Source organism: Limisphaerales bacterium (assembly GCA_014382585.1).
Taxonomy (GTDB): domain Bacteria; phylum Verrucomicrobiota; class Verrucomicrobiia; order Limisphaerales; family UBA1100; genus JACNJL01.
This window is the reverse complement of record JACNJL010000035.1, coordinates 102,159-116,741: the sequence shown is the minus strand read 5'-3', so window position 1 is coordinate 116,741 and position 14,583 is coordinate 102,159. Positions and strand designations below refer to the sequence as shown.

10 protein-coding genes are annotated in these 14,583 nt (G+C 59.3%); 1 reads left to right on the top strand and 9 read right to left on the bottom strand.

Annotation, left to right across the window (positions count from 1 at the left end; all coding sequences use genetic code 11):
- The 7 genes from H8E27_06580 to H8E27_06550 all read right to left on the bottom strand — a co-directional run.
- Nucleotides 1–659: hypothetical protein (locus H8E27_06580; protein ID MBC8325275.1), on the bottom strand; the 659-nt coding region annotated here is incomplete at its 3' end.
- 12 nt (nucleotides 660–671) lie between these two features.
- Nucleotides 672–2,570, bottom strand: coding sequence for a hypothetical protein (locus tag H8E27_06575; protein ID MBC8325274.1), 1,899 nt, complete (start codon nucleotides 2,568–2,570; stop codon nucleotides 672–674).
- Nucleotides 2,567–4,066 (bottom strand): sulfatase, encoded by a 1,500-nt coding sequence (locus tag H8E27_06570; protein MBC8325273.1) that lies wholly within the window; start codon nucleotides 4,064–4,066, stop codon nucleotides 2,567–2,569. The genes H8E27_06575 and H8E27_06570 overlap by 4 nt, the downstream gene beginning before the upstream one ends.
- A gap of 6 nt (nucleotides 4,067–4,072) precedes the next feature.
- Nucleotides 4,073–4,525 carry a transporter gene (locus tag H8E27_06565; protein MBC8325272.1) on the bottom strand — a complete coding sequence of 151 codons (453 nt, stop codon included), beginning with the start codon at nucleotides 4,523–4,525 and terminating at the stop codon, nucleotides 4,073–4,075.
- A gap of 55 nt (nucleotides 4,526–4,580) precedes the next feature.
- Nucleotides 4,581–7,370 (bottom strand): RNA polymerase-associated protein RapA, encoded by a 2,790-nt coding sequence (gene rapA, locus H8E27_06560; GenBank protein MBC8325271.1) that lies wholly within the window; start codon nucleotides 7,368–7,370, stop codon nucleotides 4,581–4,583.
- Complete coding sequence (locus tag H8E27_06555; protein MBC8325270.1) at nucleotides 7,367–8,623, bottom strand: MFS transporter; 1,257 nt, start codon at nucleotides 8,621–8,623, stop codon at nucleotides 7,367–7,369. Before H8E27_06555 ends, rapA begins: the two co-directional genes overlap by 4 nt.
- 100 nt (nucleotides 8,624–8,723) lie before the next feature.
- The gene (locus H8E27_06550; protein ID MBC8325269.1) at nucleotides 8,724–9,035 is read right to left on the bottom strand and encodes a DUF3817 domain-containing protein; all 312 of its coding nucleotides are present in this window, start codon (nucleotides 9,033–9,035) and stop codon (nucleotides 8,724–8,726) included.
- Nucleotides 9,036–9,113: 78 nt separating this feature from the next.
- Here H8E27_06550 and H8E27_06545 point away from each other — a divergent pair, with 78 nt between their 5' ends.
- Nucleotides 9,114–10,625 carry a sulfatase-like hydrolase/transferase gene (locus tag H8E27_06545; GenBank protein MBC8325268.1) on the top strand — a complete coding sequence of 504 codons (1,512 nt, stop codon included), beginning with the start codon at nucleotides 9,114–9,116 and terminating at the stop codon, nucleotides 10,623–10,625.
- A gap of 86 nt (nucleotides 10,626–10,711) precedes the next feature.
- Here the strand turns inward: H8E27_06545 and H8E27_06540 are convergent, their stop codons facing one another.
- Together H8E27_06540 and H8E27_06535 are read right to left on the bottom strand one after the other, a co-directional pair.
- Nucleotides 10,712–12,148, bottom strand: a complete 1,437-nt coding sequence (locus H8E27_06540; GenBank protein MBC8325267.1) for a hypothetical protein — start codon at nucleotides 12,146–12,148, stop codon at nucleotides 10,712–10,714.
- A 107-nt stretch (nucleotides 12,149–12,255) separates the two neighbouring features.
- The gene (locus H8E27_06535; GenBank protein ID MBC8325266.1) at nucleotides 12,256–14,493 is read right to left on the bottom strand and encodes a c-type cytochrome; all 2,238 of its coding nucleotides are present in this window, start codon (nucleotides 14,491–14,493) and stop codon (nucleotides 12,256–12,258) included.
- Nucleotides 14,494–14,583 lie beyond the last annotated feature (90 nt).

Below are 14,583 nucleotides of genomic sequence, written 5' to 3'. Positions count from 1 at the left end.
TCAAAGGTCACGCGGCGGATGAGTGTCAATCGGTCGGCTAATGGTGCCGGGTTCAATCCCTTGGGTAGTTGCACGCTAATGAAAGCGTCGATGGGATTGCTGAATGGAGATGTTGGCACGGCCGGTTTTTTTACCGGCTGATACGCCCACAAATTTTCGTCCTGATATCGTCGGTAAGTCCATGCCTCGGAAAGTCCCTCACTGGTTTTCACGAGCACGCCTTCATCGGTGCGAATTTTAGTCCGTTCTTCGGCGACGTATTTGGCCTGCGTTTTTGCGTCCGGCCAAGGCGCGCCCAGCGCAATCCAGCGCTTGATGAAGGCAATTTGCGAAGGGTTCAATTTGTCATTTGCCTTGGGCGGCATGGCGAGGTCTTCGTCTTTACGCTCAATGGCTCGGATGATCAGACTCGCGTCGGGTTTTCCCGGAATGATGCCCGGGGATTCACTTTCCCCGCCTTTGAGCAGGGCGTTGCGTGTGGTCAGGTTAAAATCACCTTTGATTTTGTCCGGATCACCGCCGTGGCAGGAAAAACATTTGCCGGTGAAAATCTGTTTCACTTTCAGAGTGAACAATCGGTCGCCCTCCTGCTTGGGGTCCGCTGCTTCGCCCACGCAAACGCCGCCCACAAAAATCAACATGATCAAGAGTTTGTTCATCAACGGTGCGGTCTATTTTTTGGGGTTCGGTTTGCCTACCTCACCTGCCAGCCGACGTGCGATGAATTGGCGGACTTTGGGGAGCTTGCACTGGGCCACCAGCTTGAGGGCGGCGGTGCGGTTTTCCGTGACGGCCGGGTTGATGCCGTACCAGACGAGCAGGGGAAACACGGGATCCTCGGCGAAGGTATCCTGAGACACCAATGCATGGGCCAGAGGCCAGCGCTCTTTTAGGGGCAACAGTTGCAGCGCCGCGGCGAGTTGGAGTTGCACCAGGCCGGCCTTGTCTTGGCGGGCCATCTTGATGAAACGTTGTTGAGTCTTCTCTGAAAGCGAGTCTTGGTCGCAGAGGAGCTTAATGGCCCATGTGCGGATGTGTTCGCGTTCGTCGTTGGATTGCTCGAGCAGCCAGTCTTCATCCGCGGAACCGATGGCGTTTAAGGTCCACATGGCGCGCAGGGCAGTGGGGATGGAGGAGGAAAACCGGTAGGTGTTCATCAGCGTAAGGGCGGCCTTGGTGAGGTCTTGCCCGGCGGCGGCGCGCTGTTGGATGAGTTGGCGGGCCTGGCGGCTGTACCATTCGTTGGGGGAAGCGACGCTCTCGGCGAGATCGTCATTGGACCATTCGGTGAGGTTCACTTTGGCGGTCTTGGTTTTGCCGTACGTGATGCGGTAGATGCGGCCGCTGGTGCGGTGGATGCCGTCGTTGTCGTGGCATTCGCCGATGTCCGACCAGTCGAGCACGTACACGGAGCCGTCGGGCGCGTAGCTGAGTTCGATGCCGCGAAACCATTTGTCGGAGGTGAACATGAAATCCGCCGCGTGTTTGCCCACGTAACCGGCGCCTTGCCGATGCAGCGAATCCTGATTCATGCGCAGGCCGTGCAGGTTGAGAGTGAACACGTTGCCGCGGTATTTGGCCGGCCAATTGTCGCCCAGATAAATCATCATGCCAGTGTGCGCGTGCCCGCCGCCGGCCTTGTCCGTGCCGGAGGTCATGCCGGTTTTCTTGAGGTCACTCCATTTTTCCTTACCGACATCAAAGTGAAAATGATCGGCGGTCTGCTGGATCAACTCGTAGAGGTGCTTGTCAAAATGATTGCCGTACATGCGTTGGAAGCGTGCGCCGGGCACGGCGTGCCAGAGGTGGCCGATGACGGTGTTGATGAAGAAGAGCTGGCCGTGCTCATCCCAATCGTGCCCCCACGGATTGGTGGTGCCGTGGCAGACGACCTCGAAGGATTTGCGGGTGGGATGATAGCGCCAAATGCCACACTGGATGTGGGTGCGCTTGGCTTCGGGAGTGCCGGGGCGGCCGACCTTGGAGCCGGGGCCAAGGATGCCGTGCCGGCCGTACAACCAGCCATCGGGCCCCCAGCGGAGGCCGTTGACGATGTTGTGACGCACTTTGTCGGTGTCGAATCCATCCAGGATCACCTCCGGTTCGCCGTCCGGTTGATCGTCGCCGTTTCGGTCAGCCAAAAACAAAATGTTCGGTGCGCACGCCGCCCACACGCCGCCGAAGCCCAGCTCGATACTGGTCAACTGACTGGCGCCGTCCCAAAAAATTTTGCGTTTATCAAACACGCCATCCTGATTGGTATCTTCCAGAATGATGATGCGATCCTTGAGTTTCTTTTCAAAATTCGTTTCGCGCTCGGCATAGGTATAACACTCGGCAACCCACAAGCGGCCGCGGGTGTCCCACGCCATATCGATGGGCTGCTGCACCATCGGTTCGGCCGCGGCGAGCTGCACGTGAAAGCCCTTGGGCACGGCGATCGCCTTGAGTGCCTCGGCAGGTTTGAGGAAGGGGATGGTGAGTTCCTGCGTGTTAAAAGGCGCAGGGGCTTTGTCGTCGGCACACAGGGCAGCGGCGAAGAACAGGGCGGGGAGAATGCGGCGAATCATGGGGTGCGCTTCTTGGGTTTGTTTTTGTTTGGTTTGTTTCGGGGCGGCTTGTTGCGCCGGCGTTCGCCGGCTTCCTTTTCCAGTTGCTGCACGTAGGCCTCAACGAATTGGCGGTCTTGGCGTTTGCGGAAGGCTTCGAGCATGGGATCGTTGGATTTCACCAATGCGGCTTCAAGCGTGGCACAGAGTTGTTTTAACTCAGCCTGATGCCGCGGGGAATCGATCAGGTTATGCAGGCAATCGGGATCCTTGATGACGTCGTACAGTTCCTCGGGCACGCGATGTTTGTAAAGATCCAGGCGGGCGGCGAGTTTGTTGTCCGTCTTGGCCAAGGCCGCCAACCGGCGAAAGGTGGCCGTGCCGGTGGTGGCGGTGGCAAATACACGTTCTCCGTTGGACCACGGGTTGAAGAGGTACAGGTAACGCTTGGTTTGAATGGCGCGCATGGGATCGCGCGAGCGGCCGGAATTTTCGTTGTACTCCTTGATGATATAGTCGCGGCCGTCCTGTGGATCCCCCTTGAGCAGCGGCAGATAGGAACGGCCATCAAGACGCTTGGGGTGTTGGATGCCGGTGATGTCCAGCACGGTGGGCAGGAAATCGACCACCGAAATCATGTGCTGCTTGTCCACGCTGCCGGGTTGAGTGACGCCGGGCCAGCGCACCATCCACGGTGTGCGCGTGCTGTGATGGTACAGCTGCGTCTTGGCAAAGGGCAGCGGCATGCCGTGGTCGGACATGAACATCACCACGGTATTGTCCGCCTCGCCGCTGGCCTCGAGCGCCCGGAGTACCGCCCCCACGGCATCGTCGGCCCGGCGCACGCTGGTGTAATACAGCGCCAGTTCCTCGCGCACCTGCGGGTCATCAAACAGGAAACCGGGAATCGGCACCTCGTCGGCCGTGTAAATGCGAGAAGGTTGATGAGGGTCATTCGGGCCTTTCCAGAACGGCTTGTGCGGATCGGAAATGTTGACCACCAGACAAAACGGCTTCTTCGCCGCCTTGGCCTGCGCGATGCCGACGGCCGTGGCAGTGCCGTAGGATTTCACATCTTTGAGATGCGCCTTGGTGCCGTCGGGCAGCGTATCGAGATTGGCGTCCCACGCGTAGGGTTGGTAAGGCGACGAATGGCTCACCTTGCCGCGGATGCCGGTGAAGTAGCCGCCGGCTTTCATGAGATCCACGAGGTGCGGCCAGCCGGGATTTTTCACCTGATAAAAACCCTCGATCTTGTTGTTGTGCGAGTGCAGGCCGGAAAACATTACGTTGCGGCAGGGCATGCAGTTGCCCACGGTGGTGTGCGCGTGGGCAAAGCGCAGCGACTGCGTGGCGAGCCGGTCCATGTGCGGCGTGGTGCCGGGCAATTTGCAGCCGTACACGCCGACCGAATCACAGCTCATGTCGTCGACCGTGAGGAGCAAAATGTTGGGGCGCTCGGCCGCGGGCAATGCCACGGCCCATATAGCCGCGAGGCCAAGGAGAAGTCGTTTCATGATCGTTTACTGATCGGGCGTGCGCACGCCGACGGTGAGGAGGAGGTTGGCCCACAGCGCCTGATCGGCGGTTTGGATGGTGAGCACCAGATCAGGGCCGCGCACGGCTTCATAAAAATCCCATTTCGGGATCGGCTCAAATTTCATGTCCAAACCGGCTTCGTCGATGAGTTGCTCGTACTCGGCCCAGACCGGTGGCGGTCCGAACTTCGCGTAGGGATCGTCCTCGGGAATGCCCATCGTATTGGCCGCCTCGATCGGTACGGCACTGAGCAGGGCTTCCATTACCTGGGCGCAGGTCACCACGCCGGGCATGAGGTTGAGCGAAACAAGTTCGGCATTCGGCCCTAACGTGGAGGAGGCCGGGTAATTGCCGTCGGCAATGAGAATCTTGGAGTGATGACCGGCCGCGCCGATGATGCCGTTGATGTCCGGATGAATGAGTTTTTGGTGGAGCAACATGGTTGGTGGGATTGAACCGCGAAGACGCCAAGACGCCAAGGTTTTTTAGCGATTAGCCCCGAATGGCCTTGGGGTCGCCTTTCCAAATTAGCCGAACGGCATCGAGGCGCACGCGGGATTGGGAGAGCGCGGTGGTGAGCTCGGCGAGTTGGATACGGGTGAGGGCAATTTCCTCGGGGCGCACATGGTCGTTCACTGCGCGTAGGTGGGTGAGGCGGTCGAGCTCGGATTGCAACTGCTGAGTCATCGCGGCGGTGGCCACGGCGGTGATGGTTTGGGCTTCAGCTTCGGCGAATTTCTCTGCGGCATCAATCATCGCGGGGATGGTTTTGCGGCCAAGGGTGGGGTGATCCAACAGCTTGTACGGCGTGCCTTTTGCCAGCACGGGCAACTCAAGATCGAGCGATTCGTTTTTGTGGTTCACCAAAATTCGAACGGGCGTGGGCGGCAGGAAACGATCGGCGTGCAGCCGCGCGGGCGCGAGCACTTCGAGAACGAAGATGGTTTCGAGCAGGAGAGTTTTGTCCTCCTCATCGATCCACACGCCAAAGCTGCAGTTGCCCTGCTCGCTGCTGAGCAGCAAATCCACCGCGCCAGAAACCATCGGGTGATCGCTGGAAAGCAAACTCACATCTTCCCGCCCCAGTGCGTGGCTGCGGGCGAAGGTGCCCACGAGGCCTTCCTTGGGCAGCTCCGGAAAGCTGTCGGTCGTCACGCCGCGGCCATCGAGTAAGTACGTACGGTTGCCGAGATCTTCAACGTGCACGCCGAAGTGATCGAAGATGCGCATCATAAATCCTTCGAGTGTTTCGTCGGTGTCGGTTGCGCGGATGGCATCGACGAGGGCATTGGCCGAATGCGGTCGATGGGAATTTAATTCCAACAACCGATCGCGCCCGCGTTCGAGTTGTTCGGCGAGCGTGCGATGTTCGGCAGCGGTTTGGGTGATGAGTGAATCGAGTTTTTTTGAGTCGGAAAAATCCGCCGCCAACGCCAGCACTTTGTCACCGAATTGTTGCAGCAATTGATTTGCGCCGTGCAGGTTGCTTTCGAACGCCTCGAGCCCCTCGTGATACCAACGCGCGAGCACTTCCTGCGGACTGCCTTCAAGGTACGGCGTGTGGATGTGGATGGTCTGTGTTTGGCCGATGCGATCGAGCCGGCCGATGCGTTGCTCGAGCAGTTCCGGATTCAGTGGTAAATCAAACAGCACGAGGTGATGGACAAATTGAAAATTGCGACCTTCGCTGCCGATCTCCGAGCAAATCAGCAGCCGCGCGCCGTCTTCTTCGGCAAACCACGCCGCGTTGCGGTCGCGTTGCACCAGGTTTAGGCCTTCGTGAAACACCGCCGTCTTCACCGGCACCTGGCGGCTCACGGCTTTTTCGATGGCGAGCGCCTTTTCGCGAGAGCGGCAAATGAGCAGCACTTTGTCTTCGCCCAATTCGTGAAGCAACCGCCCGAGCCACGCGATGCGCGGATCGTAATTGAGATTGTATTTTTCGATGGGCTCGCCGGCGTCCGTGTCGCTGGCGAATTCACGCGCCGCGTGTGCCATCCAATCCACCGCATCACGGTCGGGCACCAACGGCGCGAGATGCGCCACGCGGCCGGGAAAGCCGCTCATCGCCGCGCGTGCATTGCGGAAAATCACGCGGCCCGGCCCGTGCCGGTCGAGCAGTGCTGTTAACAATGCATCCGCATCCATCGTTGAATCCAAGTCCGGCATTGCATCGAGCGATTGCTTTTGGGCATCCGTCAACGGCTCGCCCGCGTGCAGCGCATTGGCGATGGGGGCGATGTCGGTGAAGTGTTCCGCCTCGGCTTGGTACGCGGCGAAATCCGAATAGCGATCGGGATCCAGCAAACGCAGCCGCGCGAAATGACTTTCCTGCCCCAGCTGTTCCGGCGTGGCCGTGAGCAGCAGCAGGCCTTCGGCTTGTTGGCCGATGGCTTCGACGAGTTGATATTCGTTGCTCGCATTTTCTTCGCTCCATTCGAGGTGATGCGCTTCATCGACCACCAACAAATCCCAACCGGCTTCTTTTGCCTGCGCGGCGCGTTCGGGATAGGCCGCCAGAAAATCGATGCTGCAAAGAATCACTTGATCATCGAGAAATGGATTAGCCTCCGGCTGCGTTTTCGCGATGGACGCGCAGCGGGCTTCATCAAAAATGTGAACCCACACATTGAACTTGCGCAGCATCTCCACAAACCACTGATGCACTAGCGATTCCGGCACCAAAATGAGCACGCGCGATGCGCGGCCGGTGACGAGTTGCCGATGCAAAATCAAGCCCGCCTCAATCGTCTTGCCCAGCCCAACCTCATCGGAAAGCAACACGCGCGGTGCAAGGCGCTCGCCCACCTCCTGCGCGATGAAAAGTTGATGCGGGATTAAATCAATGCGCCCGCCAAGAAACCCGCGCTCCGGCGCTTTCCGAAAGCGATGCATCATCTCCAACGCGCGCCGTCGCAGGGCGAACACGCTCGTCGCATCCGTGTGTCCGCCGCGCAACCGCTCCATCGGTCCGTGCACGCTAATGAGATCGTTTAGCTGCACCTCCGCCATTTCCCAGCCATTACCAAAATAGGTGAGCACATCGTCCGCCTCGCGAACCCCCTCGATCACACGTTGATTGCCCTCGTGATCTTCAATGCTTTCCCCCGCCCGAAAACTCACCCGCCGCAGCGGCGCATTTTCCACCGTATAAACCCGCACCTCACCGGTGGCGGGAAACACCACTTGCACGCGGCCCTCGCCCGACTGCATCACCGTGCCCAGCCCCAGTTCCGGTTCGGGCTCACTGACCCAACGTTGTCCTTCGCGAAAGCGGTTCATGCGGTATCGTTCAAATGTCGTTGTGGATTGTCGGCGCGCAGGCTTAACAGCGCCAGCGCCGTTGGGATAAAGATACTTGCGATAAGAATCAACCGATAACTGCCCGTGAAATGGTGGCAGGCACCAAACAGAAGCGGTCCGAGTCCGCTGCCGATGACCATGCTGGACATGTTCACGCCGCTGATCGCGCCCAAATGTTTGCGGCCATAAAAGCGTGGGAAAACGATGCCGGTGAGGCTGATAAAGCCGCCGCTGGCGATGCCATTGCCGATCACATACGCGGGCACGCCGCCGGGTTGGTTGAGAAACAACATGCCCAGCACGGCTGAGAGGCAACCGAGATTCATAATGATCAGCAATGTTTTAATGCGTAGTCGAGTGTTGATCGCGCCGAAAATGAGGTTGGTGGAAACGCTGACGGCTGCGATGGGCACGAACAGCGACAAAATACGTTCGCGGTCAAATTGGAATTCCTGCCCCAACGAGAGGATGTGAAACGTGAACGCGGTGGCGAACAATCCGTAAAATGAAAACGTGAAGTTGAATACCCAAAACGAATAATCACGCACGGCTTCGTCCCGCGTGAATTCGCGGTGGATTTGCATGTCCGGATTGTGGTGAGGCTTGGCGGCAACTTTACCGTTGTCCATTTTCAAACCGTCATCTTCCGGTCGGTCACGAAAGAGCAACCAGGCGATCGGCGCCATCACCGCCAACGTCGCCGCACCCATCAGCATCCAGGCGCCATCGTGACCGTGCCGTTGAATGAGCCAATCTAATCCGCGCGGGGCAAGCGAGTAAGTGAACGAAACGAGAATACCGCTGATGGCCAGCGCCAGCCCGCGTTGAAAATCAAACCACTTACCAATGGCATTGCGGCAAGTCATGGACAGCACGCCCTGCGCGGCGGCGCGGATCATATAAAAGCCAAGCCCGATCACGAGAAACGAAGCGATACTTGCCGGTAAAATTTTCCCGAGCCCGCGACTCAGCGGGCCGGTTTGAGACAGGTAAAATAAAATCAACCCAATCGCGATCACCGAGGCCACCGCCATTTTGCGTTCGCCCACCCGATCGAGTACATTCCCCAACCACGGCAGCGTGAGCCCGCTCCCCACAGTGCCGATGCAATAAGCCAAGCTGAGTTCCACGCGTGACAGCCCCAGCTCTTCCATCAGCAAATCCGTGAACACACTGAAGCCCATCGTCTGGCCCGGGATACTGAAAATGGCACCAAGTGTTGCCGCGAACATGATGATCCATCCGTAAAAAAACGGGCAACGGCTCGGTGCAAAGGGCGTTCGCACACCCCAAAAATCCCGGCTGCGATGTGAAGAGTCGCCAGCGCCCACGTTATTCGCCGGACGCCTCATCGTCCATTTCGCGCTTTAAGTTCCCATCCATTACAAACGGCCCGAAGGGGAGCAAAGCGGCGATGAATAATTTCACCGCCCAACCCAGCGGCTTACTGAGCATCATTTTGGCATGAGCCAGTGCTGCGCAGTAAAGGAGAAACAAAACGCCGTGAATCAAGCCCGGCCAAAAGATGGCGTGCGCGTGGCCGAAACCATACTTGAGCGGCATGGCGATGCCCATGAGCACGAGGAATGAAATGCCCTCAATGGTACCGAGCACGCGCAACCGCTGGATGATCTTTTGTTTCACGGCGCGGGACTGTGCCGCAAACGCGTCGCGAAGGCGATTCGGGATTGTCAACAGCCGTCAATCGCTTAGCTTTGCGGCATGCAACGTCTGCTTTCGATTCTCCTGCTCACTTCCTATTGTGCGCTCGCCGTGGGGGAGTATCGCCCGCCCAACATTATCGTCGTGCTGGCTGATGATCTCGGCTATGGCGACCTGGGTTGTTACGGAAACAAAATCGTGAAGACGCCACATCTCGACCGCTTCGCGCGTCAGGGCATGCGCTTTACCGATTGTTACTCGGCGCACCCGAACTGTTCCCCCTCGCGCACGGGCCTGATGACCGGCCGCACGCCGACGCGAGTGGGCGTGCACAACTGGATTCCGATGCTCTCGCCAATGCACGTGCCGGCCAGCGAGATCACGATCGCGAGCATTCTGCAACAGGGCGGCTACGACACCGCGCACGTCGGCAAGTGGCATCTCAACGGCCGCTTCAATCTCACCGGCCAGCCGCAGCCCAATGACCACGGCTTTAACCACTGGTTCTCCACGCAAAACAACGCGCTGCCGAATCATCGCAACCCGTGGAACTTTGTCCGCAACGGCACCCCTGTCGGCCCGTTGAAAGGCTACGCCGCCGGCATTGTCACCGATGAGGCCATTCACTGGCTGCGTGCGTGGCGCGATAAATCAAAGCCCTTTTTTCTGTTCGTCTGCTACCACGAGCCGCACGAGCCCATCGCCAGCGATCCGCATTTCGCCAAGGATTATCCCAGCGACGATCCCAGCCACACCGCCTATTGGGCCAACGTCGCGCAACTGGACGCCAGCTTCGGCCGGCTGATGACCGCGCTGGATCAACAGAAGTTGAGCGACAATACCTTCGTGTTTTTCACCAGCGACAACGGCCCCGCGCGCACCGGCTTTCATCCGCATGGCGAGACCGCCGGGTTGCGCGACAAAAAGGGCAGCGTGTACGAAGGCGGCATTCGTGTGCCCGGCCTCGTGCGCTGGCCCGGCAAGGTGAAAGCCGGCGCCGTGGAATCCACCCCCATCAGCGGGGTGGATTTGCTGCCCACCCTTTGCAGCTTCACCGGCCTCAAGCCGCCCAGAGATCGGCACCTTGATGGTGCCAATTTTCGCGGCCTGTTTCGTGGTGAAACGGTCCAGCGCACCCAGCCGTTGTATTGGCATTTTTATGGCGCGCGCGGCGATCATCAAGTAGCCCTGCGCGACGGCGATTGGAAACTCATCGCCGCCATGGACGCCCCGCCCATCAAGCACCGCGCCGGTATTACCCTCGAGGATCAAAAAACCATCAAGACCGCTCCGCTTGGAAAGATGGAATTGTACAACCTCAAAACCGACCGGGCCGAGACCACCGACCTCGCCAAGACCGAGGCCGGCCGCTTCAATCGTTTGTCCGCCCAAATGAAAACGATTTACGCCGGTGTGCAGAAGGACACCCCCGAATGGCCCGCGTGGGAATTTGCCCGCTACGAAAGCCAGCGCATCCAGTGGCCTCCCTACCGCGGCGCGAAAAAAGTGCCCGCGCGCAAGCCCTTGATCCCCGGTGATTTCCGGAAGAACCCGTTACTAAACCGCCCTTAATCATGAAGTGCTGCCGGCGCCTCGCCGACAGACCCAAAGGGCTACTCACATGCAATTTCTGCTGGCGAGGCACCGGCAGCACGATGCTACTTCAACGCGCGGTTCAGCGTGTAATACGCCTCCGAATGCAGCAGCGGTTGGCCTTTGTGATTGCGAACGCCGTGGGCATGAAGTTCGTACACGTAACCCTCACGCATTTCGTCCACGGCCAAGTCGACGAATAGACCCGTCGCGTCCAATCCACCAAACTTCACTTCGTGCTTTTTCACATCCACCGGCTCGCCGCCGTATTTGGATTGGTACGGATACGTGTAGCTCTTGAGCGTGTAGCTCTTGGGCGTGATCGCCGTGCCGACATCGATCATCTGTGTGAAGCTCAGGCGAAACCCGTGCCGCGTGACGGACATGCTCTTCATCTCAAACGGCATCTTGCCGGTCCATTGCAGGCGTTGGAGGCCGTAACTTTTTGTGCCGAGCGAGTTCCAGCCGCGATTGCTTTGGCCGATATACATCGAGCCCTCCGCGCCCCATTGCAAGCGCAACGCGGCGCAGTCGAGTCCACCGCGAAAACGAAAACAGGCGCCCTGATATTCGCCGCCCACCTTTTCCAGGAATACGCGCGATACAAACGACATCGTGAACTCGCCGCAAAACAACTGCCCGGCGAATGGGCCGAACTTGCCTTTCGTGCTGTCGGCCAAAATATCCGTCGTGCTCATGCCCATCTTCCGGTACGGAAACCAAACGGCCGGCAGTTGATAAGCCGGGATGCGTTTGGCGGCCTCGGCGACGGTCAGGTTTTTCGGCAACGGCTGTTTTACTTGGAACGTCGCACCGGGGAGTTTCGTGAATTGCAGGGCGTCGGCGTGGCCATGAAACGCACCGCGCTTCACATGCATCAGCGGGCAGGTGGGAAACCAATTGCCTTGTTGATCGGTGGCAAACACATCGCCGGCGAGATTGGTGCCGATGCCCGAAGGCGACCGGAAACCGCCAGAGATTGGCGCCCACGAACCATCGGGCTTCACGCGCAGGCTCCAGCCGCGCCAGAGGTTGTTGGGATTCGGCCCCTTGCCGATGGAGCAATTGAGCGCCACCCACATATTACCCGCGCCATCCACGGCCGGGCCGTAGGCGTACTCGTGGTAGTTGCCCGTCACGCCCCAGCCCTTGGCGTGGGTGAGATACTCGTCGGCGCGCCCGTCGTCATCGGTATCGCGCAGTCGCGTCAATTCGCTGCGTTGCACGGTGTAGAGATCGCCCTTGTGCAGCGCGAGACCGAGCGGCTCATGCAGTCCGCTGGCGAATTGTTTGTAAACGGGCTGGCCAGTCGAAAGCTTCTCGGCAATCCACACCTCACCTTTCCGGATCGCAATAGCCATGCGGTCGCCCGGTAACGCCGCCATGCCGCTGACCTCGAGCTTCAGTTCCTTGGGGAAGGGGATGGTCGTGAGTTTGTAGAAATCTTTTTCGGCAGAGAAGCCGATGGTTGTCGAGAATGTGCAAACAATGAGTGCGCACAAAAGCCTCCCGCGGACTCGCAGGCTCGTCCCTCCATTGGGGGGCCTCGCGCTGGAGGGACGAGCCTGCGAGTCCGCGAATTGCCGGGCGCGTTCAATTGAATTTAGTTTCACCATTGCAGTTCCACCTCCAAAACCGTTTTGCCGTTGGCTTTCAGCTTCACCGGCGCGTGGAGTTCCATTTGTTTGCCAACCGTCCGCATCTTTACAGTGGGGGTGATGACGGTAAAATGTTTGTCAACAATCCACTGCCCAAGTTTCTTTGTTTGGAAGTCTTCTCCCACCGCCAACCTCACAGCCAGTTCGCCCTCGCCGCCGGTGAACTCCATCCGCCGCTGCATTCCTTTGCCCTGTGGCGTGAGCGTATCGGTGATTTCTATTTTGCCATGGCGATAGAGAAACGTCGGGGTGCCGTTCTTGGCCAGGCGGTAACCGCGGAATTGCAGTTCACCCTTGGGCCACGGTTTGCCGTCTTGATAAACCGCAACAGCCGGGCCGGATGGGAGCTTGATGAGGTCTGTGCCAAGCGGTTTGGCCAGCGGCGTGAAGCGATCGTCCCACGTGCTTTCGGCATCAAGAAATTTCCCGCGCCACAGAGTTGTCCAACCAACGGCTTCAGAATCAAACGCCGCATGCACTCCAGCCGGAAAACCGATCGCAATCGCGTGCGTGCCGGCGCCTTCCATGAAGGTGCGAAACACGATGGGCTGCTTGTCGGGCTTCAGCTCGAAGCCGCCTTTCTTTTCCAAACCCTCGGGCAGGCGGGTTTGCTCGAGCTCGTTGAGGTACACCCAAATACTGTCGATTTGGCGCTCGGTGTTGCTCCCAAAAATTTTACTGACCGCCTTGCCCTCCGGCCAAAAGGACGGCATCCGCGTGCCGGGCCGGAAAGCAGCGGGGTTGATCAAATAATCACGAAACCATTCCGGACGCAATCGGCTGGGCGCATGGGCGAGGTCGAGCGCTTGGATGCCGAGCGATTTGTGGCCGGCGAGTTGGTGGCAGGTGATGCAGTTGAGCCCTTGCACGCCCATCAAATCGCGGCCGTATTTGTTGCGGCCTACCTTGTTTTCGGTGCCATGGCGCGGCGTGGGTTTCACATTGGCCCGCGCGTCGGCGGCCGTTAGTATTTGAGTCAGCCGCTTGGCATTGGCCTCGCCAAAGTCTGGCATGCGCGTGGCGAGATAGGGCCGGACAGCGCCTTCGCCCCGGAGGACCTTGTGCAGGGCGGACTCCGTGAGCTTGGCCCCGACGCCGGTGAGCGTGGGCGGCAGTCGGCCTTCGTCGCCGAGATCTTCGCCAAGACTGTGAAAGAGATTGTCACGTTGGGGATTCGGTCCACCGAATGCTTTGCGGTCATGACAAGCGGTGCAGTTGAACAGGCGGAGTTCCCGATGCACGTGCGTGGTCAGGGACGGGGCAACATCCTTGGCGCGCAGGGCGGCAGTGATGGCGGTGCGTTGGGCGGCGTTGAGATGAAACTGCGGGACGGCGGCCACCGGCTGGGGCGCGAGGCAGCCGCGGGTGGGATTGAGTTCACTGAGCGGTTTGGAGAAATTTAACTGGGCCGGTTGGTCTTTCTGTTTTGGCATTTGGTGGCAGTTGGCGCAACGCAGGGTTTGAACCAACTGCTTGCCTTCGGCCCGCAACTTCAACGCGGCCGGTCCACGGGCAAGCCCATACATATCCAACGGCCCGGAGCGTTGCCGGAGGTACACCGACAAGTGAGCGGCTTCCTCTTCGCTCATGGGCGTGCGCGGCATGCGACCGGCCGGTCGGCTGTGCAGTGGGTCGCGCAGAAATTTGATGAGGTGGGCATGCCCGTATTTGTAACGCACATTGCCCAACGGAATGTCCTGTTTATTATCCAGAGCATCCGGCGCATGGCACTGGGCGCAGCCGAGGGTTCGGTATAGTTGCTTGCCTTTGTGGCCGTCGCCAATCATGGCCGCTTCCGGGCCCGTGACGGGATTAAGGGTCACCAAATAATGGCGAAGGGCGTCTACGGCTTGGGGTTTATTTTCCTTGTCCAAGCCGTGAAGCAGATCGGGCATGAGCGTGCCGGGCTTGAGCTTTTGCGGGTCCAGCAACCAATGCCGCAGCCAACCGGCCGATCCGGGATTGTGCGTGGTAAACAGCGTGGGCGCGGGCCGGCGTTGAAAGCGGTGAGCTTGGCCTTCGTCGGCGGCATGGCAGGCGACGCAATTGAGTTCGGTGATGAGCACTTCGCCGGCGGCAATTTGCGCGGCCGGCGTGTCGCGCGGGAATCGGTCAAAGCCGGGAACCACCGGTTGCGCCACCGCGAACAACGGTAAGCAAATTGCGATGATGAATGCTCCACGAATCATGATCGCGGGAAGAAAGGGTTTGGCCACCATCGCGGACTCGCAGGCTCGTCCCTCCATTGGAGTCCTTCGCGTTGGAGGGACGAGCCTGCG